This is a genomic window from Labrys sp. KB_33_2, from assembly GCF_052114505.1.
Classification (GTDB): Bacteria; Pseudomonadota; Alphaproteobacteria; order Rhizobiales; family Labraceae; genus Labrys.
In genome coordinates, this window is record NZ_JBFREW010000027.1 from 1 (window position 1) to 20425 (window position 20425).

Annotated in this window: 17 protein-coding genes; 6 read left to right on the top strand and 11 right to left on the bottom strand. The window is 63.2% G+C overall.

Annotated features, from left to right (window positions below; translation table 11 throughout):
* Positions 1-170: 170 nt before the first annotated feature.
* The 6 genes from AB4037_RS32085 to AB4037_RS32110 form a co-directional block, all read right to left on the bottom strand.
* A complete protein-coding gene (locus AB4037_RS32085; RefSeq protein WP_441774303.1) occupies positions 171-1184 on the bottom strand; it encodes a CobW family GTP-binding protein in 1014 nt (337 codons plus the stop codon).
* Positions 1181-2071, bottom strand: coding sequence for a DMT family transporter (locus tag AB4037_RS32090; protein WP_441774304.1), 891 nt, complete (start codon positions 2069-2071; stop codon positions 1181-1183). The genes AB4037_RS32085 and AB4037_RS32090 overlap by 4 nt, the downstream gene beginning before the upstream one ends.
* A 163-nt stretch (positions 2072-2234) precedes the next feature.
* Positions 2235-3575 carry a D-alanyl-D-alanine carboxypeptidase family protein gene (locus AB4037_RS32095; RefSeq protein ID WP_434959198.1) on the bottom strand — a complete coding sequence of 447 codons (1341 nt, stop codon included), beginning with the start codon at positions 3573-3575 and terminating at the stop codon, positions 2235-2237.
* A gap of 424 nt (positions 3576-3999) precedes the next feature.
* Positions 4000-5193 (bottom strand): choline ABC transporter ATP-binding protein, encoded by a 1194-nt coding sequence (choV, locus tag AB4037_RS32100; RefSeq protein ID WP_434959197.1) that lies wholly within the window; start codon positions 5191-5193, stop codon positions 4000-4002.
* The gene (gene choW, locus AB4037_RS32105; RefSeq protein WP_441774305.1) at positions 5193-6023 is read right to left on the bottom strand and encodes a choline ABC transporter permease subunit; all 831 of its coding nucleotides are present in this window, start codon (positions 6021-6023) and stop codon (positions 5193-5195) included. Before choW ends, choV begins: the two co-directional genes overlap by 1 nt.
* Positions 6024-6442: 419 nt before the next feature.
* Complete coding sequence (locus tag AB4037_RS32110; protein WP_434959195.1) at positions 6443-7393, bottom strand: choline ABC transporter substrate-binding protein; 951 nt, start codon at positions 7391-7393, stop codon at positions 6443-6445.
* Between the two features lie 438 nt (positions 7394-7831).
* Here AB4037_RS32110 and AB4037_RS32115 point away from each other — a divergent pair, with 438 nt between their 5' ends.
* The 3 genes from AB4037_RS32115 to sugE all read left to right on the top strand — a co-directional run bounded on the left by AB4037_RS32115 (position 7832) and on the right by sugE (position 10137).
* Entirely contained in the window at positions 7832-8614 is a 783-nt protein-coding gene (locus AB4037_RS32115) for a 3-hydroxybutyrate dehydrogenase (RefSeq protein ID WP_441774306.1), read from the top strand.
* Positions 8611-9630, top strand: coding sequence for a patatin-like phospholipase family protein (locus AB4037_RS32120; protein WP_434959193.1), 1020 nt, complete (start codon positions 8611-8613; stop codon positions 9628-9630). The genes AB4037_RS32115 and AB4037_RS32120 overlap by 4 nt, the downstream gene beginning before the upstream one ends.
* A gap of 186 nt (positions 9631-9816) precedes the next feature.
* A complete protein-coding gene (gene sugE / locus AB4037_RS32125) occupies positions 9817-10137 on the top strand; it encodes a quaternary ammonium compound efflux SMR transporter SugE (RefSeq protein ID WP_434959192.1) in 321 nt (106 codons plus the stop codon).
* 67 nt (positions 10138-10204) lie between these two features.
* On the opposite strand, the gene AB4037_RS32130 is transcribed toward sugE, so the two are convergent.
* Together AB4037_RS32130 and AB4037_RS32135 are read right to left on the bottom strand one after the other, a co-directional pair.
* On the bottom strand, positions 10205-12121 hold the full coding sequence (locus AB4037_RS32130; protein ID WP_434959191.1) for a potassium transporter Kup: 1917 nt from the start codon (positions 12119-12121) through the stop codon (positions 10205-10207).
* A 260-nt stretch (positions 12122-12381) separates the two neighbouring features.
* On the bottom strand, positions 12382-14298 hold the full coding sequence (locus AB4037_RS32135) for a potassium transporter Kup (RefSeq protein WP_434959190.1): 1917 nt from the start codon (positions 14296-14298) through the stop codon (positions 12382-12384).
* Positions 14299-14826: 528 nt separating this feature from the next.
* On the opposite strand from AB4037_RS32135, the gene AB4037_RS32140 reads away from it, so the two are divergent.
* Entirely contained in the window at positions 14827-16533 is a 1707-nt protein-coding gene (locus tag AB4037_RS32140; protein WP_434959189.1) for a formate--tetrahydrofolate ligase, read from the top strand.
* A 344-nt stretch (positions 16534-16877) separates the two neighbouring features.
* Here the strand turns inward: AB4037_RS32140 and AB4037_RS32145 are convergent, their stop codons facing one another.
* The 3 genes from AB4037_RS32145 to hpt all read right to left on the bottom strand — a co-directional run bounded on the left by AB4037_RS32145 (position 16878) and on the right by hpt (position 18561).
* Complete coding sequence (locus AB4037_RS32145; protein ID WP_434959188.1) at positions 16878-17168, bottom strand: hypothetical protein; 291 nt, start codon at positions 17166-17168, stop codon at positions 16878-16880.
* Between the two features lie 202 nt (positions 17169-17370).
* The gene (locus AB4037_RS32150) at positions 17371-17874 is read right to left on the bottom strand and encodes a hypothetical protein (protein WP_441774307.1); all 504 of its coding nucleotides are present in this window, start codon (positions 17872-17874) and stop codon (positions 17371-17373) included.
* 156 nt (positions 17875-18030) lie between these two features.
* Positions 18031-18561, bottom strand: coding sequence for a hypoxanthine phosphoribosyltransferase (hpt, locus tag AB4037_RS32155; RefSeq protein WP_441774308.1), 531 nt, complete (start codon positions 18559-18561; stop codon positions 18031-18033).
* A gap of 248 nt (positions 18562-18809) precedes the next feature.
* On the opposite strand from hpt, the gene ftsE reads away from it, so the two are divergent.
* Together ftsE and AB4037_RS32165 are read left to right on the top strand one after the other, a co-directional pair.
* Positions 18810-19484 carry a cell division ATP-binding protein FtsE gene (gene ftsE, locus AB4037_RS32160; RefSeq protein ID WP_434959185.1) on the top strand — a complete coding sequence of 225 codons (675 nt, stop codon included), beginning with the start codon at positions 18810-18812 and terminating at the stop codon, positions 19482-19484.
* On the top strand, positions 19475-20425 hold the full coding sequence (locus AB4037_RS32165) for a cell division protein FtsX (RefSeq protein ID WP_441774309.1): 951 nt from the start codon (positions 19475-19477) through the stop codon (positions 20423-20425). The genes ftsE and AB4037_RS32165 overlap by 10 nt, the downstream gene beginning before the upstream one ends.

Genomic DNA, 20425 nt, shown 5'->3' on the forward strand with positions numbered 1-20425 from the left:
CGCGAATGGCCGTTCTCAACAAAGCTGACAATCCGATCGCGAAGATCCTGAGAATAGCTCCTGCCCATGATCCACCTCCAATAACGGTGAATCACAAATTGCCCTCCAAGGGAATCGCCGATTCCAGTTTCAGATCCGACGCTCTAGGGTCCCCGCCTCTTTTCCCGCGTTCAGAAAGCCAGGGGATTATCGGTCAGGGCTGCGCGGTCGGGAGCATCCAGGCGTGGCTCGTCGCAAAAGGCCGCGAACAGATCCTCGATGCGGCGCCGGTCGAGATCACGGCCGATCACCACGATACGGGTGCGCCAGTCAGGGCTCGGCCAGGCATCGAGACGTTCCGGCGGCGCGAACCAATGCTGGACGCCATGCAGGACCACCGGCCGCGCGGGATCGTCGGCAAGCCTCACCAGTGCCTTGAAGCGCAACAGGCCTTCGCCGAAACGTTCACGCAATTCATCGATGAAGGCAATGAAGCGGCCAGGCGTCAGGGTCTTGTCGGTCTCCAGCGTGAAGGAAGCGATCGAAGCGTCGTGGGCTGAAAAGAAGGGGCGCGTGACGACGGCAGATCCCACGCTTGGAAAGGGCACCTCGAGCAGTGCAGCAGCAACTTCGGTATCCGGCATGAGGCTGATGGCAGCACGCGGATTGAGAGCCTGCAGCCTTCCCGTGAAGGTCGCGACGTCGCCGGCAAGGTCAGTCTTGCTGACCAGGATGCGGTCCGCCACGGCGAGTTGGGCGACGGCCTCGGCATGCTCGTCGAGCAGCGCTTCTCCCCTCAAGGCATCGGCGACCGCGATGACGCCGGCGAGGACATAGCCCGCCGCCGCCAGTTGCGGCGCCATCAAGGTCTGCAGCACGGGTGTGGGGTGGGCGAGGCCGGTCGTCTCGATCACCACGCGGGCGAAAGGCGGCAACTCGCCCGATGCGCGCCGCGCCGCGAGATCTGCCAGCGTGTCGAGGAGATCGCCGCGCAGGCTGCAGCACAGGCAGCCCGAGGACAGCAGCACCACGCCATCGCCCGATTTCTCGACCAGCAGGTGGTCGAGCCCGGCCTCGCCATATTCGTTGATCACCACAGCCGTGTCGGCCAAGGCGGGATCCTTCAAAAGGCGATTGAGCAGCGTCGTCTTGCCGGCGCCGAGAAAACCCGTGAGTACGAAGGCGGGGATGCGGGGCGGCGTCATGCCGATACGACCTTTCTGCGGCTTTCCATCAGTACCGACGCCACCACGGCGATGAGCACCAGCGTGCCGCCGCTGACCTGCCGGGCCGTCAGATGCTCGTCGAGCACCTGTGTCGCCAGCAGGATCGAGGCGACGGGCTCGGCGCAGAACACCAGGCCCAGCGCGGCCGGCGGCGTCAACCGGGCCGCCGTCAAATGGCACAGGAAGGCCAGGACGAACAGGCCGATATGCAGGCCGACCGGTACTCCCGCTTCCAATAGCACGGCCGGCGAGGCGAGCCTGCCGCTGGCGAGACAGGCCGCCAACGCGACCGGAATCAGGATCAACTGCGTCCAGAATCCGGCAACTGCGGGATTGACGCCGCGCGTTGCCCGCGCGGCGCAGAAGAACTGCAGGGCGGCGGCTGCCGCCGCAATCAGGGCCAGCGCCACGCCCCGCCAATCCAGCGCGCCGAAATCGGCGCCGAGCGCGATCACGAGACCGACGAAGGCAAGGGCGAAGATGGCGAGGCGCGCCAGCGTCAATCGCTCGCCGTCCACCAGCGGGCTGATGACCAGGATGAGCAGCGGGTAGGTGTAATAGAGGATGGTGGCAATCCCCACCGGGATGAAGGCGACCGAGGAAATGTAACAAAGGCCGACGAAACTGGTGGCGATGCCCAAGCCGAAGACCGGCAGGCGCCAGGGCCGGGCAACGGCCAGCGTGCCACCCTGGCCAAGGCCCAGACCGCCGAGCAGCGCCACAAGCAGAAAAGCCCGGTAGAACACCACAGTCGGCCCACTGGCGCCGGCTTCCGCAGCGAGCTTGGCATAGGGCACGTTGGCGCCATAGCACAGGGCCGCCAGCAGCCCGAGGCTCAATCCGGTCAGGATGGTATTGTTCGACATTGCGAGGCGATCCAGCGGAGGCTCCCGCCAATGCGGGTCGCGGTCAACCTCTAAGGTGGACCGGATCGAAAGCAAGAGCGGTCTCACCCCAATGCGGCCTGCCCAGACAGAAAACGCTCCGGTTTGTCATAGCCGATCTTGACCGGCTATCCAGAAGCTGCCCCTACCCCTCGTGATGCACCTTGCGCTTGGGCGGTTTGGGCGGCGTCTTCGGCTTGCTCTCGGCGGCCTTCTTCAGGTTCTTGCGCCCCTTGTTGAGCTTGGGGTCGGTGAGCTGATCGGGCACCGCCAAGGGCTTGCCGGGATCGGCATAACCGGCAGCCGTCACGCCCTTCTTGCCGGCGAGCTTGGTTGCCGGCTTGCCTTTCGCCGGCAGTTCTTTCGCAGGCTTGGGCGGCAGATCGGCGAGAATGGGCGTGTTGGGCAGGCTGTAGACCGGGCGCCGGGGCCCGAGATAGGGACCGACCGCAATCGGCGGCGCCGTCACCCAGCTCGCCAGCAACGGACTGGGCTCAGGCGCGGGTGCAGGCGCTCCGGGGCTGCCGGGCAGTACCTCGGCCGTATCGGCGCTCTCCGCCGCACCCGGACCGCCCTTCCTGGGCGAGCAAGCGATCTCACGAATATCGGCCGGACCTGGATAGGCCGAGGCCGGAAGCTGGGTGGCGAGCGGCGCCTTGCTGAAGAAGCCGCCACCCGAATTGGTGTAATTGGCCTCGAACAGCGCCACGGCCTGGTTGGTACGTACCTTCGGTGTAGGCGCCCCCATGACGACCGTGATCAGCTTGCGACCGTTGCGGGTGGCCGTCGCCACCACATTGAAGCCGGCCGCGCAGATGAAGCCCGTCTTCATGCCATCGGTACCGGGATAGCGGTAGACCAAGGCATTGTGGGTGCGCATGACCCGGTTGCCGGACTGGATGGTCTGGATCTGGAACAGCGAGGCATATTGCGGGAATTGCGTGATGATGGCATCCGCCATCACCGCCATGTCGCGCGCCGAGGTAATCTGGCGCGGATCGGGCAGGCCGTTGGGATTGACCCACTGGCTCTGGGCCATACCCAGCGCCCGCGAATTGGCGTTCATCTCGGCGGCGAAGGCATCCACCGAACCGGACACGCCCTCGGCCAGGGCCACGGCGATGTCATTGGCCGAATGCACAACCAGCATCTTGAGGGCATCGTCGATGGTAACCATCGTGCCGACCGGATAGCCCATCTTGGAGGGCGCCTGCCTGGCGGCGAGTGGCGAGATCGCGATCGGCGTGCCCAAGTCGACGCGTCCTGCCTTGATGGCCCTGAATACGGTGTAGGCCGTCATCAGCTTGGTGAGGGAGGCCGGATACCAGGGCCTGGTCGCATCCTGCTGCTGCAGCACCCTGCCGCTGGCGGCATCGACGACGATGGTGGGGTTCGCCATGGGATTGGCACGCGCAACGCCTGCCGCGAGTCCGAGGGCCAGGCCGACCACGAGCGTGGTGGCGATTGCGCGATTCGTAATACCCATCAGTTCCTCTTTCGGCTTCAGCGGCGGCGACACATCCACCTCAAGGGGGCATTTTAATGACCACCTGGAGCATTCGCGCGCCTGCATTGGCAGAGCGCCCAGTATCGCGGCAAAGCCTTAATGGATCAATGCGGGCGGGAGAGGATTGCAAAACACCCAATTCGAACCGGTAATACGCAGGCGCGGACATCGCAGCATGCGAGGACGTATTTGGTGTCGTTCCACTCGATTAAGCGCGAGCTTTATGATTGCCGGGCTTGACCCTGCAATCCGGACCCGGTTGAGAACTGGATGCCCGGGTCAGGCCCGGGCATGACAAAAGCCAGTGCCTTTATCTTTATAAATCAGACAAATGAATACGCTAGGCGCCTTCGCATGCAAGCATGCCGCCGTGACACCCGCGCTCCGGGGTTACCTTCTTGTTTCAGGCGTCCTGGCGCCGGAGCACGGCCTGCAGCACGTCCTTGACGCCGATGGCACCGACGAAGCGGTTCTCGTCGTCGAACAGAGCGACAGGGGCCGTGTTCGCCTTGTGCATCGCCAGCATCACTGTCTTGAGCGAGGTGCCGGGGCTGGCCCAATAGCAGGGACGCTCTTCTTCGGGCACCGGCTTTTCGCATTCGGAGCAATGCACCCAGGCGCCATGCACACCGTCACGCTCGGCTTCCACGACGTGGCCGCCGTCATCGAGACGGAAACGCGTGGTCTGACGGGTGTCGAGCCAGATCCAGCCATCTTCACCGCGATGAAGATCGCGGGCGTCCTGCATCACGTGCCAGGCGGTGAGCACGCTGAGCGGATTCACATTGGCGATGAATTCCTGGACATACTCGTTGGCCGGACGCAGCACGATATCCTCGGGCGGCCCCGACTGCACGATGCGCCCGCTTTCCAGGATGGTGATGGTGTTGCCGATCTTAAGCGCCTCCTCGAGATCGTGACTGACGAAGATGATGGTCTTCTTCAGCTCCTTCTGCAGCTGCAGCAATTCATCCTGCAGCTTGGTGCGGATCAGGGGGTCGAGCGCGGAGAAGGGCTCGTCCATCAAAAGGATCGGCGCCTCGGTGGCGAAGGCGCGGGCAAGGCCCACGCGCTGCTGCATGCCGCCGGACAGCTCATGGGCGAACTTCTTCTCCCATTGCTTGAGATGGACCAGTTCCAACTGCTTGTCGACCTTGGCCTTGCGCTCGGCCTCGGGCACGCCGGCAAGCTCCAGGCCGAAGCCGACATTCTCCGCCACGGTGCGCCAGGGCAGGAGGCCGAACTGCTGGAACACCATGGCGACGGAATGCTGGCGGACATGGCGCAGGGTCTGCTCGTTGCAGCTGACCACGTCGACCATCTTGTCGTCGGATTTTACCAGGACCTTGCCGCGCGTGACCTTGTTGAGGCCGTTGACCGCACGCATCAGGGTCGATTTGCCGGAGCCCGACAGGCCCATCAGCACGCTGATCTCGCCTTCCTGTACGGTGAGGTTGCCATCGGCGCAGCCCAGCACCGAACCAGTCTTCTCCAGGATCTCCGCCCGGGTCGAGCCGGCATCGAGCAGCTTGATCGCTTCGGCCTGGCGCGATCCGAAGATGATATCGACATTCTTGAAATCGACGGCGACGCTCATCAGTGCGCTCCCTTCGTACGGCACAGGCGATCCAGCACGATCGCCAGGATAACGATGCAGGCCCCCGCTTCGAAGCCGCGCGGAATGTTGAACTGGCCCATGGCGCGCACGACGTCCACCCCGAGGCCTTCGGCGCCGACCAGGCCGGCAATGACGACCATCGACAGGCTGAGCATGATGCATTGGGTGACGCCGGCCATGATGGTGGGCATGGCATGCGGTAGCTCCACCTTCCACAAGAGCTGACTCTTGGTGGAACCGAAGGATTCGCCGGCCTCCTTGAGCGCTGTCGGCGTGGAGGTGATGCCGAGATAGGTCAGGCGCACCGGCGCCGGCAGGGCGAAGATCAGCGTCGCGATAAGGCCCGGAGCAAAGCCGAGGCGGAACAGGGCGACCATCGGGATGAGGTAGACCAGGGTAGGCAGGGTCTGCATCATGTCGAGGATGGGATGCAGCACGGCGTAGAGCCTGGGCCGGTGCGCCGCCATTACGCCGAGGGGAATGCCGATGGCCATGGCGATGGCGGCCGACCACAGCACCAGCGAGACCGTCTTCATCGTGTTGGCCCAATAGCCCTGGTTCCAGATGAACAGGCAGCCCAGGAAGACGAACAGGCACAGGCCCCAGGAACGGTGCCGCCACCAAGCAAAGGCGAGGACGAGGAGGATAATGACGATGGGCGGCGGATATGTCAGGAGCACGGATGTGCCGCTGACCGTCTTTTCAATCCCGATACGAAGCGGATCGAACAGCCAGGTCGTGCAGTATTTCTGCAGAAACTCGATGACGAGCTGCATGAACTTGCCGAATGGCAGCTTCGTATCAGTCACCCAATCGAACATTCTTTCCCCCGCGCTATGCCCTGGGACATCGGGCTCCGCCGTGGCCCGACCACGACAGGTTCCGGCCGCCCCCTGCGTCATCATTGCTAGAGCAAAGCGCGTTTAGACGAAAACGCCTGCCTGCTCTAACTCTTTGGTTCGACGCGTCTTTGCGATTCTTGGCATAACCGCCAAAACGCAAAACGCTCCAGGCCAAAGCGCGTTCAAACAGAACCGCACTTTTGCTCCCCCCTGTTCGGGCGCGTCTTTGCGGTTCCCGGCCAGGCCGCCAAATCGCAAAACGCCATTGCCCCATAGAAAGCATGGTTTTGTCGAAGGCCGATCTTGCGTCGGCTCGGCTCGGCGATCCGGCGGGGCATTCCCCGCCGGGCTTTCACTCAGATTTAACTCGGAAGGGATGGCCGGCCTCAGAGGCCGAGGCTCTTCTTTACGGCATCGATGCCGGGCTGGCCGTCGAGGGTGGTCACGCCGGCAAGCCAGGCATCGAGCACACCCGGATTGGCCTTGAGGTATTTCTCGGCAGCAGCCTTACCTTCCATGCCGTCACCGGTGATCATCTGCATCACCTTGTTCTCGAGATCGACGTTGAATTTGAGGTTGGAGACGAACTTGCCGGCGTTGGGACATTCCTCGGCCCAGCCCGCCCGCTCATTGGTATAGACCTTGGCTGCCCCGAAATTCGGGCCGAAGGTCTCGTCGCCGCCGGTCAGATACTGGATCTTGAAATTGACGTTCATCGGATGCGGCGCCCAGCCGAGGAAGACGATGTCCTCGCCGCGAGCGATGGAGCCCTGGACTTGGGCGAGCATGCCCTGTTCGGAGGACTCGACGAGCTGGAACTCCTTCAGGCCGCTCTTGTTGCCGTCGATCAGGCTCTGCACCAACCGGTTGCCATCATTGCCGGGCTCGATGCCGTAGATCTTGCCCTGCAACTGCTCCTTGAACTTGGCGATGTCGCCGAAATCCTTCAGGCCCTTGTCATAGGTCGCTTGCGGCACCGCCAGCGTGTATTTGGCACCTTCCGGCAGATTGGCACCGGTTTCGACCACCGATTTGTCGGCGATATAGGCCTTGCGGTCATTCTCCATGCTCGGCTGCCAATTGCCGAGGAAAACGTCGATATCCTTGCTCTTCATCGAAGCATAGGTGACGGGGACGCTGAGGACCGTGGTCGTCGGGGTATAGCCGAGGCCTTCGAGGATGCGGGAGGCGATAGCCGTCGTCGAGGTGATGTCGGTCCAGCCCACATCCGCGAACTTCACCGTCTTGCAGGCTTCCGCATCGCCCGCGAAGGCAGCACCAGTGCCCAGGCCGATGGCCAGCGCGGCGCCCGCAATGATTCTACCAAGTCCCGTCATTTCATTTCTCCCGGAAAACACCGAAGGCCGAATCTGGGTTAACCCAGTTCGTCTTGTCTTTGTTAACCCCTCCCGGCCCCCAAGGGGACCGAACTCTTGCCACGGAGGCCTTCCCCTATGGCAATTCAGCACGAAAGACAGTGCTTGTCCCGTGAATTTACGGCGCTGGATGACACCGACGGCACGAAGCTACCCACCCGCGTCCAAGCCGATTTGCATCGATCCCGCAACGCTATGATATGGGCACTTTATTGATTGAACATATAATCAATTAAATCTGCATCCCGTGGATTTTGAATGCGCGCAAGCGACATTCTGTGTCACACCAGCGCCACTTTTCCGATCCGTGATGCAATGCAATATTCAAGCGATTTGCTTTTTCATTCGGCAGTCCCACAGCTGCCGCTCCCTGCCCGGCCCTCGTGAAGGACTCAATCCATGCTCAAGAACAAAGCTGCCGTCGTCACCGGCTCGACGTCGGGAATCGGCCTCGGCATCGCGCGCGCCCTGGCGCGCGAAGGCGCCAACGTCATGCTCAACGGGCTGGGCGACGCCGCCGAGATCGAGAAGACCCGGGCTGGCATCGAGGCCGAGTTCGGCGTCAAGGCCCTGTTCTCGCCGGCCAATCTGATGGAACCGGCCGCGGTGAAAGGGCTGGTCGGCGCGGCCGAGGCCGCCTTCGGCGCGGTCGACATCCTGGTCAACAATGCCGGCATCCAGTTCGTCTCGCCGATCGACGAATTCCCCGACGACAAATGGGAGGCGATCATCCGCCTCAACCTGCTCGCCTCCTTCTACGCCATCAAGGCCGCCTTGCCGGGCATGAAGAAGAAGGGTTGGGGCCGCATCATCAACACCGCCTCGGCCCATTCGCTGGTCGCCTCCCCCTTCAAATCGGCCTATGTCGCTGCCAAGCACGGCATTGCCGGCCTGACCAAGACGGTGGCGCTGGAGGTGGCGCAGCAGAAGATCACCGTCAACGCCATCTCGCCCGGCTATGTCTGGACGCCGCTGGTCGAGGCGCAGATTCCCGACACCATGAAGGCGCGCAACATGACGGCCGAACAGGTCAAAAACGACGTGATGCTGGGAGGCCAGCCGACCAAGGAATTCGTCACCATCGACCAGGTCGCCTCCCTTGCCGTCTATCTGTGCTCGGATGCCGCGGCGAGCATCACTGGCGCCAACCTGTCGATGGACGGCGGCTGGACCGCGGCATGAGCCAGCCTCCCAAGACCTCCACCGCCAAACCCGTCAATCTGGCGCTGCAGGGCGGGGGAGCCCATGGTGCCTTCACCTGGGGCGTGCTCGATGCGTTGCTCGAGGACGGCCGCCTCGAGATCAAGGCCATCACCGGCACCAGCGCCGGGGCCATGAATGCGGTTGTCTTCGCCGAAGGCTATCTCGAAGGCGGGGCGCCGGGCGCCCGCCAGCAACTCGAGACCTTCTGGCGCGAGATCAGCCGCAAGGGCCGGCTGTCGCCGCTGCGTCGCCCACTGCTGGAGCGATTCATGGCCGGCTGGTCGCTGGAAGATTCGCCCGGCATGGCCCTGTTCGAGAATTGGAGCCGGCTGTTCAGCCCCTATGACACCAATCCGCTCAATCTCAATCCGCTGCGCGATTTCATCGCCGAGTTGATCTCCTTCGACAAGCTCAAGGCGAGCGAGGCGATCAAGCTGTTCGTCTCCGCAACCAATGTGCGCAGCGGTCATATCCGCATCTTCGAGAATGCCGAGCTGAACGCCGATGTGGTGATGGCTTCGGCCTGCCTGCCCCAGATCTTCCAGGCCGTCGAGATCGGCGGACAGGCCTATTGGGATGGCGGCTATCTCGGCAACCCGGCCCTGTTCCCGCTGCTCGACGACGGTACGCCCGATGACACCATCCTGGTGCAGATCAACCCGGTGCTGGTGCGCGAGGTGCCGCAGACGGCCGGCGCCATCGCCAATCGTCTCAACGAGATCACCTTCAACGCCTCCCTCGTCGGCGAATTGCGTGCCATCGCCATGATGCAGCGCCGTGCCCGGGGCGCCGACCGTTTCGGCGACATCCGCCTGCATCGCGTCGCGCTGAGCCCGAAGGAAGGGCTGAATGCCACCTCCAAGCTCAACACCGAATGGGATTTCCTGATCTTTCTGCGCGACCAGGGCCGCAGGGCGGGGAAGAGCTTCCTCACCCGACATTTCGATGCCATCGGCACGACGGCGACACTCGATCTCGAAGCCATGCTGGGCTGAGCGGAGGCGACGCCGCCTGCCCGGGACGCAGTCCTGACATGCCGGCCCGCCCCTTGATTTTGGGACGGAGTCCGGCACAATGCCGCCCATTCGCAGGCTTGAACACTGCGACCGAGGAGGCCACGCCCTCCCCCATGATGGGTTTGATGTCCGGGACGGCCCGGGCCCTTTTAAGAGGAGGGCCTGATGGCCTGGGTCTATCTTGTTATCGCCGGCATCTTCGAAGTGGTGTGGGCCTTCTACATGAAACAGTCGGAAGGCTTTTCGAAGCTGGTGCCGACCGTGATCACCTTCGTCACAATGGCCATCAGCTTCGGCCTGCTGTCGATCTCGATGCGCAGCCTGCCACTCGGCACCGCCTATACGATCTGGACCGGTATCGGCGCCGTCGGCGCCTTCATCGTCGGCGTGCTCGTGCTCGGCGAACAGGCCAACGCCATGCGCATCGTCGCCGCTGCCCTGATCGTCACCGGCCTGACCATGATGAAACTGTCGACACCGGCCTGACTTCTTGTCGGAGCGCGGACATCGCGAAATGCTCGCATGTCGCTGTGGAGTCCGCGCTCCATTTCTCTCAGATCAGAACCTGCGTGCCGATCTCCACCACTCGGTTGGAGGGGATGGAGAAATAGTCACTGGCATCGTCGGCGTTGCGGGCAAGGATCATGTAGAGCCTGCGCTGCCAGCGCCACATCAACGGCTGCGCCCCGCCGCGCAAATGCCGGCGCGACAGGAAGAAGGAGGTATCCATGATGTCGAAGGACCAGCCGGCCCTGCGGCTGAGCGCCAACGCCTTGGGCACATTCGGGCTTTCCATATAGCCGAACTGCACATGCATCTTGGTGAAGGAGGCCGAGATTTCTTCGAGGGTGATGCGGCCGCCACCCGCAACCACCGGTTCCTCCACGGTCTGGATGGTGAGGATCGCCACCTTCTCATGCAGGGCCTTGTAGTGCTTGAGGCTGTGCAGCAGCGCAGTGGGGGCGTAGTCGGGATCGCTGGTCAGGAAGATCGCCGTACCCGGCACGCGGGCGACCGAGCCCTTCTCCAGGCTCTTGACGATGGTCATCAGCGGCACCTCGGTGCGCCGTGTCTTCTCCAGCACCAGCCGGGTGCCGCGCCGCCAGGTGATCATCAGGATCATCAGGGCCGCCGCGATCATCAGCGGCACCCAGCCGCCATCATGCACCTTGAGCAGATTGGCGGAGAGGAAGACGAGATCGATCAACAGGAAGGGCGCGATCACCAGGGCCGCGGCCAAGGCCGACCAGCGCCAGACCTTCCAGATTACCAGGAAGGCCATCATCGCCGTCACCACCATGGTCGTCGTCACGGCGATGCCATAGGCCGACGCCAGGCGCGAGGAACTCTCGAAGGCCAGCACCAGGATCAGCACACCGACCAGCAGGATGCCGTTGACCTGGGCGATATAGATCTGGCCCGACTGGTGCTCGGAGGTATGCGCCACCTTCATGCGCGGCAGGAGGCCGAGCTGGATGGCCTGGCGCGTCAACGAATAGGCCCCGGTGATCACCGCCTGGCTCGCGATGATGGTGGCGATCGTCGCCAGAACCACCATCGGCACCAGGAAGAGCGGGTTCTGCGGCACCAGCATGTAGAAGGGGTTGGCGAGAATTTCCGGAGATGGATTGCTCAGCACCAGCGCGCCCTGGCCGAGATAGTTCAGCGCCAGCGAGGGCAGCACCAGCGTCATCCAGGCCATCTGGATCGGCTTGCGGCCGAAATGGCCGAGATCGGCATAGAGCGCCTCGGCCCCGGTGACCGCCAGGAACACCGCACCAAGCGCCACGAAACCGATATGGCCGTGGCTGAGCATGAATTCCACGGCATGCCAGGGATTGAAGGCTGCGAGGATCACCGGCGCATCCTTGATGTGCCATAGGCCCGCCAGGCCCATCACCACGAACCACAGCGCCATGATCGGCCCGAAGAAGGCGCCGACACGGGCGGTGCCATGGCTTTGCACCGCAAACAGCCCCACGATGATCGCCACGGTAATCGGCACCACAAAGGGATCGAAGGCCGGCGTCACCAGCTTCATGCCCTCCACCGCCGAAAGCACGGACACAGCGGGCGTCAGGATGGCGTCGCCATAGAACATGGCCGCCCCGATGGTGCCGAGCAGCAAGAGTACGGTGCCGGAGCGCCCGAGCGCGCGCTGGGCCAGCGCCATCAGCGTGAGTGTGCCGCCCTCGCCCTTGTTGTCGGCCCTGAGCAGCAGCAGCACATATTTGAGCGTGACGATGACGATGAGCGCCCACAGGATCAGTGAAATCACGCCGAGCACCGCTTCCTGGCTCATCAGCCTGCCGCCCTCGGTCGCCGCATGCAGCGCCTCGCGGAAGGCATAGAGCGGGCTGGTGCCGATATCGCCATAAACGACGCCGATCGAGCCGAGCGTCAGCGCCCAGAAGCCATTGCCACGGCTGCTGGCTTCCTCGCCGGTGTCGGCGCTATGCGTAAGCCCCATACGGGCCTCCGTTGGATAATGTCGGAGTTGGGTAGAGTGACGATCAAGAGCGCGAATGCCCTCGTCAGGCAAGCCCATCCCCCGTTTGTGCAGTGCAACAAACGCGCTCTCTTACACTTTCCCGGCTTTGCGGCATAGGGGACCTGCAGCGCCGCATAGCAGATCTGCTTCTTGGCTGCTCAGGCAATACACCGTCCTCGTGAAGGCAGGAAAATAGCGCGTGCGCGATGCATCGCCCTGCCTTCAGACCCTGAAGGCTATCAGATCAGCACCTGCGTACCGATCTCCACCACCCGGTTGGACGGAATGGAGAAATAGTCGCTGGCATCGTCGGCATTGCGGGCGAGGATCATGTAGAGCCGGCGCTGCCAGCGCCACATGCTCGGATGCTTGCCGCCGCGCAAATGCCGGCGCGACAGGAAGAAGGAGGTGGACATGATGTCGAAGGACCAGCCGGCCTTGCGGCACAGCGCCAGGGCCTTGGGCACGTTCGGGCTTTCCATATAGCCGAACTGTACCTTCATCTTGGTGAAGGAAGCCGAGATCTCCTCGATCGAAACCCGCCCGCCCCCCGGCACGATCGGATCGTCCGTGGTCTCGATGGTCAGGATCGCCACCTTCTCGTGCAGCGCCTTATAGTGTTTGAGGCTGTGCAGCATGGCGGTCGGGGCATAGTCGGGATCGCTGGTCAAGAAGATAGCCGTGCCCGGCACACGGGCAACCGAGCCCTTCTCCAGGCTCTTGACGATGGTCATCAGCGGCACTTCGGTGCGCCGCGTCTTCTCCATCACCAGCCGGGTACCGCGTCGCCAGGTCACCATCAGGGTGATCAGCCCAAGGGCGATCAGGATGGGCAGCCAGGCTCCTTCGAACAATTTGAGCAGATTGGCCCCGAGGAAAATCAAATCGATACACAGGAAGGGCACGATGATCGCTGCCGCTGCCCAGGGCTTCCACAGCCAGACCCGCCAGATCACCACGAAGGCGAGAATGGCATCCACCACCATGGTCGTGGTCACGGCGATGCCATAGGCCGAGGCGAGGCGCGAGGAGCTTTCGAACACCAGTACGAGCAGCACGACGCCGGCGAGCAGGATGCCGTTGACCTGCGCGATGAAGATCTGGCCCGACTGGTGTTCCGACGTATGCGAGATGCGCACGCGGGGCACCAGGCCGAGCTGAACGGCCTGCCGGGTCAACGAAAAGGTGCCGGTGATCACCGCCTGGCTGGCGATGCTGGTGGCGATCGTTGCCAGGATCACCAGCGGCACGACGAAATAGGGCGAGGCCGGCACCAGGCGATAGAACGGGTTCTCGAGCGCACTGAAATCGTTGAGCACCAGCGCGCCCTGGCCGAGATAGTTGAAAGTCAGCGCCGGCAGAACCAGGCTGAGCCAGGCTGTCTGGATCGGCTTGCGCCCGAAATGGCCGAGATCGGCATAAAGCGCCTCACCACCGGTGACGGCCAGGAACACGGCTCCCAGCGTGACGAACCCGATATGGCCGTGAGTGAGCAGGAATTCGGCGGCGTAGAAGGGATTGATCGCCGCGATGATGCTGGGATGCTGCAGGAAATTGATGAAGCCGATGACGCCGATCAGCGTGAACCATACAGCCATGATCGGACCGAAAAGGGCGCCGACCCGGGCGGTGCCATGGCTCTGCACCAGGAAGAGGGCGACGATGATCACGAGCGTCAGCGGTACCACGAAGACATCGAAACCAGGCGCCACCAGCTTGAGGCCTTCCACCGCCGACAACACCGAGACGGCCGGGGTGATCATCGCGTCGCCGTAGAACATCGAGGCGCCGACGATGCCGAGCAGCACGATGGGCGCGCCGGTACGGCCGAGGGCGCGCTGGGCCAGCGCCATCAGCGTGAGCGTGCCGCCCTCGCCCTTGTTGTCGGCGCGCAGCAACAGCAGCACATATTTGAGCGTGACGATGATGATCAGCGCCCACAAAATCAGCGAGATCACACCGAGCACGGCGGTGGAAGTGACGTTCTTGCCGCCATCGGTGGCAGCATGGGCGGCTTCGCGAAAGGCATAGAGGGGGCTCGTACCGATATCGCCATAGACGACGCCGATAGAGCCAAGCGTCAACGCCGCAAAGCCGCCGCTATGCTTGTGTTCCGTGGTGTCTTCGCCATTCTCGACGGCGTTCGCGAGCCCCATGCGGGCAACTCCGTTTTGACCTGTTGGGATGGTTTCGATCGGTCGATCGCCACAAATGCGATCTTCGCTCTCCAAAATGCGGCATTCCGGAGCGTTCCACTCCAGAGGCCGCCGATCACATCAGGGTCGAACGGCAAATGGCGACACGCCGATCGAACGCAGGATATCCACCAAGATACGCTATCTGGGGGCTGGGCCTCATACACTCTTCTGCCGGACGGGCATAGAGGGCTGCAACCCCTTTGACCAACAACTCCCCAGTCAATCGGTCTGAGACAAGGCGTAACCTACAATCTTCCGGCGTGCATCATCGCGAAGGCGACACATCCTGTGACGGTTTCGGACAAGCCGATTCGATTGCGATCGGCTACCTATCTCTTATGCGACGCCGCGTCGCATTCGGAACAGCTTCTCTCTTAATTTTTCCGCAACCACCGCATTCCACGCAGCTACTGCTAAGAAAGTTATTTTCATTTCCGTGAAAATATGTCTCAACTGAGCAGAACAACCGCCCCAGAGGGAACCAGCATGGCCCAAGACCCGAAAAAGCCACTGAGCGACATTGAAATCGCGCGTCAAGCCAAGATGCAGCGCATCGAGGCGATTGCCGAGAAAGCCGGCATTCCCGACGAAGCCTTCGAGCCCTATGGCAAGCATATCGCCAAGATCGATCTCGACAAGATCCCCGGCCTGCAGGATCGTCCCGACGGCAAGCTGATCCTGGTCACCGCCATCAACCCGACCCCGGCCGGCGAAGGCAAGACCACCACCACTGTCGGCCTCGGCGACGGCCTCGCCCGCATCGGCCGGAAGACCATGATCTGCCTGCGCGAGCCCTCGCTCGGCCCCTGCTTCGGCGTGAAGGGCGGCGCGGCCGGCGGCGGATATGCCCAGATCGTGCCGATGGAGCAGATCAACCTGCACTTCACCGGCGACTTCCACGCCATCACCTCGGCGCATAATCTGCTGTCGGCGATGATCGACAACCACATTTATTGGGGCAATGCGCTCGGCATCGACACCCGCCGCGTCACCTGGCGCCGCGTGCTCGACATGAACGACCGCTCGCTGCGCGCCATCAATTCCTCGCTCGGCGGCGTTTCCAACGGCTTCCCGCGCGAAGACGGCTTCGACATCACCGTGGCCTCCGAAGTCATGGCCGTGTTCTGCCTCGCCAAGGATCTCGCCGATCTCGAGGCGCGCCTCGGCAAGATGATCATCGGCTATACCCGCGACAAGAAGGCGATCACGGCCGCCGACATCAAGGCCTCCAGCGCCATGACGGTGCTGCTCAAGGACGCGCTGAAGCCCAATCTGGTGCAGACGCTGGAAGGCAACCCCGCCTTCGTGCATGGCGGCCCCTTCGCCAATATCGCCCATGGCTGCAACTCGGTGACCGCGACCCGGGCCGGTCTCAAGCTCGCCGACTATGTGGTGACCGAAGCTGGCTTCGGCGCCGATCTCGGTGCCGAAAAGTTCTTCGACATCAAGTGCCGCAAGGCCGGCCTTACCCCGGCTGCCGTGGTGATCGTCGCCACCGTGCGCGCCCTCAAGATGCATGGCGGCGTGCCGAAGGACCAGCTCGGCAAGGAGAATCTGGAAGCCTTGCGCAAGGGTCTGGCCAATCTCGGCCGCCATGTCGAGAATGTGCGCAAATTCGGCGTATCGGCCATCGTCGGCATCAACCACTTCATTGCCGACACGCCGGCCGAGCATGAGCTCATCGCCCAGGTCTGCAAGGAACAGTTCGGCGTCGACGCTGTGGTCTGCAGCCACTGGGCCGAGGGCTCGAAGGGCACCGAGGAGCTCGCGCGCCGCGTGGTGGCGCTGGCCGAGGCACCGCATCCGCTCGACGGCCGCGGCTTCCGCACCCTCTACCCGGACGAGATGCCCCTCTGGGACAAGATGAAGATGATCGCCAAGGAGATCTATCGCGCCTCGGACATCATCGCCGACCAGAAGGTGCGCGACCAATTCAAGGACATCGAGGCCGCCGGCTTCGGCCATCTGCCGATCTGCGTGGCCAAGACGCAATACTCCTTCTCGACCGATCCGAACCACCGTGGTGCGCCTGTCGATCATGTCGTGCCGATCCGCGAAGTGCGCCTGTCCGCCGGCGCCGGCTTCCTGGTGGTGGTCTGCGGCGAGATCATGACCATGCCAGGCCTGCCACGCGTGCCCTCGGCGGAATTCATCCGCCTCGACACCAAGGGCCAGATCGAAGGCCTGTTCTGAGCCAGCATTTGCCATGCCGGTCGTTTGGTGCGACCGGCATGGCAACTCCGCTCGAGCAACGTTTCCACGTGTGCCCTCAGCCTCCGCCACGGGCTTCGTTCAGGCCATGGGCGGCGTCTGGCAGGTCGCATCGATCAGTTGCAAAACAAGAGGTGGCCAAGCGGATGAAAGCATCAGCATCTGCGATGCCTTCCCGTACTGCCATACCCCACCAGCCATGAAAAACCCCGCGGTCCAGTGAACCGCGGGGTTGGTATTTTCAATCGTTGCAGGCGTAAGAACTACCTGGGAAAGCTCAAGCTTCCGACTGTGCCAGCATCGTTCGGCACAGCGTGGTTCCCACCTCAATATTCACGATAATACCGGCGGGGACGTTCACGATAACCCCAGCCGCCGTCACCACGCCAACCACCACCACGCCGGTAACCGTAGCCGTAGCCGCGGTCACGAACACAGCCATAAGGGGAGCGGTGCATTCCATAGGGGCACAAACGACGAGCTTGCTGGACGAGGCCGTTGTCAGCCTGTGACTGCGCGGCTGGTGCCATCGGCATTGCCGAGGCCAGCTGCGGAGCAAACATCATGCTTCCGGCGGCCAGGCCAGCTGCCATAAACAGCTTCAAGGATAGTTTCATAGCTGCCTCCCTCAATTTCAATATTCAATGTCTAGCAGCATGATCTGAATGCAAGGTGAACAGAGCGGGCTATGCGGGAAACCGGCGCTCTGCTCTCATGCACTCCTTGTCGATTTCTGGTGACGCGCCGGCAATTAATCAGCAACTGTCGTACCGAGTCGGCAGGGGACGGCCGGTCTAAAGACCGGCCCACCCGGAGGGCCTAGAGCCGGCCCTTCTTGAAGCCCAGTTCGTAAACCTGCCAGGCGAGCACGGCCAGCATGGCGACTGTGACGATCCAACGGCCGTAGACCGGCAGCAGATGGTCGCTGAAAATCGGCGAAAAGATCTGGAAATAGGCTGCGGCGGGCAGGATGAGCGCCAGTTGCGCCGGCCGCCCCAGATCGTTGTAGCGCTTGGCGCCGACGAAATAGATACAGACCGAGACCAGCACCATCACCACATAGAGCACGTCGATCGCGAACAGCGACAAATAATAGGGGATCGTCATCAGCCTGGTATGTTCGCGCGCGACCTCGTCGACCAGGGCTTCGGCCGCCGCCGGATTGCGCGGCAGGACATGGTTCAGCCCAAAGGCTGCCGCCACCAGCGCAGCCAGGATCAAGGCCAGCACCGCCATGCCACGCCACCAAGTCTGCCTGTTGATGCTACCCTTGTCGTCACGAAACAGGAAACGGGCGCTGTGAGCGCCCAATAGACCAGCCATATCTCCTCCGCAGCCTGCCATCCCGCCGGCTTCTAGAGCAAAGCGCGTTTAAACGGAAACGCTGCCTTACTCTCGCTGTGTGGTTCCAAGCCAATCCAATGGATTGGCCAGAGCGTCTTTGCGGTTCTTGGCGATGCCGCCAAATCGCAAAACACTCTATTCGACCACGCCGACGAAAGGCAGCTGACGATAGGAATGGGCGACATCCATGCCGTAGCCGACCACGAACAGATCGGGGCACTCGAAACCGATGAAATCGGCCTTGATGTTGACGGCGCTCTTGCCTGGCTTGTCGAGCAGCACGCAGCTCAGCACCTGCTTGGCGCCACGCGCGGCGAGCAGGTCCTTGGCGAAAGCCAGGGTGCGGCCCGATTCGAGGATGTCGTCGACCAGGAGGATGTTGCGCCCGCGCACGTCGCTTTCGACGTCATGCAGAATGTTCACCGTGCCGGTCGACACGGTCGCTTCGCGATAGCTCGACAGATGCACGAATTCCACCTCGGGCGCCATGCCCGCTTCGTGCATGGCCCGAAGGAGATCGGCCGTAAACACGAAGGAGCCTTTCAGCACCGCCACCACGAGCAGATTCTCGAGATTGCGTGCCTTGATCTCCTGCACCAGCGACGCATTGCGCTTGGCGATCGTCTCGGCGTCGAACAGAACTTTGATATTACGCGACGTGGCCATCGAACTCCTCATTTCTGCCGGCACCATAACCGCAGGAGGGCATGGGCGACAATGGCGTTGGAGTCCCGTCCACCGGCCACCCACAGGCGCCGGGTCGCAACGGCCCACCGTCATCGGGAGGCGCATGGGATAAGGGGGATCTCGCGAAGGTTAAATTCGTTGTCATTTCGTTAACGTTAACACCTCGTTAACGCCCTCCCGGCAGAGTGCAGCCGAGGCGGTCGGGGCCGTCTTGGGGAGATTCTGTCTTGGTTCGGTTCGAGAATGTGGGATTGCGCTACGGGATGGGCCCGGAAGTGCTGCGCGACGTCAGTTTCGACCTGCCCGCCAATTCCTTCCAGTTTCTCACCGGTCCTTCCGGCGCCGGCAAGACCACGCTGCTGCGCCTGCTCTTCCTCACGCTCAAGCCGACCCGCGGCCTCATCCACACCTTCGATCAGGAAGTGACGACCCTCTCCAAGCACGCACTTGCCGAGACGCGGCGGCGTATCGGCATCGTCTTCCAGGATTTCCGCCTGCTCGATCACCTCACCACCTACGAGAACATCGCCCTGCCCCTGCGCGTTCAGGGCCAGGATGAGGCGCGCTACCGGCCCGAAGTGGTCGAATTGCTGCATTGGGTCGGCCTCGGCGAGCGCATGCATGTGCTCCCGCCGGTGCTGTCGGGCGGCGAGAAGCAGCGCGCCGCCATCGCGCGCGCCTTGATCGTGCGCCCCGAACTGCTGCTCGCCGACGAGCCGACGGGCAATGTCGATCCCGCTTTGGCACGTCGCCTGCTGCGCCTGTTCATCGAACTCAACCGTTCCGGCACCTCGGTGGTGATCGCCACCCATGACGAGAGCCTGATGGAGCTCTTCCCCGCTCGCCGCCTGCGCCTCGAGGACGGCCATGTCACGGTGCAGGAGCCGGCGTCATGGTCTTGAACGACAGAGCGCAGCCTGCCGGCCGGCGCGCGGAGACACTGATCCGCCCCGCGGCTCCGATCGTGCCGTCGGGCTCGATCGCCGGGCGCTCTTTGATGGCCGTGGTGGCGATCATGACCTTCCTGGTCGCCCTCACGGCCGGCGGCGTGCTACTGATCGCGGGCGCCGCCGCCGATTGGGGCTCGCAGATTTCCCGCGAGGTCACCATCCAGGTTCGCCCCGTGGAGGGCCGTGACATCGAAGCCGAGATCGCCAAGGCCGTCGTCGCCGCCCGCGCCACCGAAGGGATCAGCGACGTGCAGGTCTATTCGCGCGAGGAAACCGAGCGCATGCTGGTGCCCTGGCTCGGCGAAGGCCTCGACATGGGCGACCTGCCGATCCCGCGCCTCATCGTGGTGAAGATCACCCCGGGCAGCCTGCCGGACTTCGCCACGCTGAAGAAGACGCTGACCGAGACCGTGGCCGGCGCCAGCCTCGACGATCACCGCTTCTGGATCGCGCGCCTGGCGGCCATGGCCCGGGCCATGGTGCTGGCAGGCCTCGCCATCCTCGTGCTGATGGTCATCGCCACGGCCCTGTCGGTGGTGTTCGCCACCCGCGGCGCCATGGCGGGCAACAAGGACGTGGTGGAGGTGCTGCATTTCGTCGGCGCCCATGACAGCTTCATCGCCAACGAATTCCAGCGCCATTTCCTCTGGCTCGGCCTCAAGGGCGGGCTGATCGGGGGCGGTGGGGCGGCACTGACCTTCCTCGTCGCCCATATGCTCGCCTCCCGCTTCACCGCCACCGCGGCGGGCGACCAGATGGAGGCCCTGTTCGGCTCCTTCAACATGGACTGGCGCGGCTATGCCGCCATCGTCGCGGCAGTCGCGCTCATTGCCATCATCACCGGCGTCACCTCGCGCATGACGGTTCACCGTGTGCTGCGAGGACACATATAG

Coding starts and splice junctions, on each gene's coding strand:
- AB4037_RS32085 (WP_441774303.1), bottom strand. CDS start 1,184: ATGACGCCGCCCCGCATCCCCGCCTTCGTACTCACGGGTTTTCTCGGC.
- AB4037_RS32090 (WP_441774304.1), bottom strand. CDS start 2,071: ATGTCGAACAATACCATCCTGACCGGATTGAGCCTCGGGCTGCTGGCG.
- AB4037_RS32095 (WP_434959198.1), bottom strand. CDS start 3,575: ATGGGTATTACGAATCGCGCAATCGCCACCACGCTCGTGGTCGGCCTG.
- choV (WP_434959197.1), bottom strand. CDS start 5,193: ATGAGCGTCGCCGTCGATTTCAAGAATGTCGATATCATCTTCGGATCG.
- AB4037_RS32110 (WP_434959195.1), bottom strand. CDS start 7,393: ATGACGGGACTTGGTAGAATCATTGCGGGCGCCGCGCTGGCCATCGGC.
- AB4037_RS32115 (WP_441774306.1), top strand. CDS start 7,832: ATGCTCAAGAACAAAGCTGCCGTCGTCACCGGCTCGACGTCGGGAATC.
- AB4037_RS32120 (WP_434959193.1), top strand. CDS start 8,611: ATGAGCCAGCCTCCCAAGACCTCCACCGCCAAACCCGTCAATCTGGCG.
- sugE (WP_434959192.1), top strand. CDS start 9,817: ATGGCCTGGGTCTATCTTGTTATCGCCGGCATCTTCGAAGTGGTGTGG.
- AB4037_RS32130 (WP_434959191.1), bottom strand. CDS start 12,121: ATGGGGCTTACGCATAGCGCCGACACCGGCGAGGAAGCCAGCAGCCGT.
- AB4037_RS32135 (WP_434959190.1), bottom strand. CDS start 14,298: ATGGGGCTCGCGAACGCCGTCGAGAATGGCGAAGACACCACGGAACAC.
- AB4037_RS32140 (WP_434959189.1), top strand. CDS start 14,827: ATGGCCCAAGACCCGAAAAAGCCACTGAGCGACATTGAAATCGCGCGT.
- AB4037_RS32145 (WP_434959188.1), bottom strand. CDS start 17,168: ATGAAACTATCCTTGAAGCTGTTTATGGCAGCTGGCCTGGCCGCCGGA.
- AB4037_RS32150 (WP_441774307.1), bottom strand. CDS start 17,874: ATGGCTGGTCTATTGGGCGCTCACAGCGCCCGTTTCCTGTTTCGTGAC.
- hpt (WP_441774308.1), bottom strand. CDS start 18,561: ATGGCCACGTCGCGTAATATCAAAGTTCTGTTCGACGCCGAGACGATC.
- AB4037_RS32165 (WP_441774309.1), top strand. CDS start 19,475: ATGGTCTTGAACGACAGAGCGCAGCCTGCCGGCCGGCGCGCGGAGACA.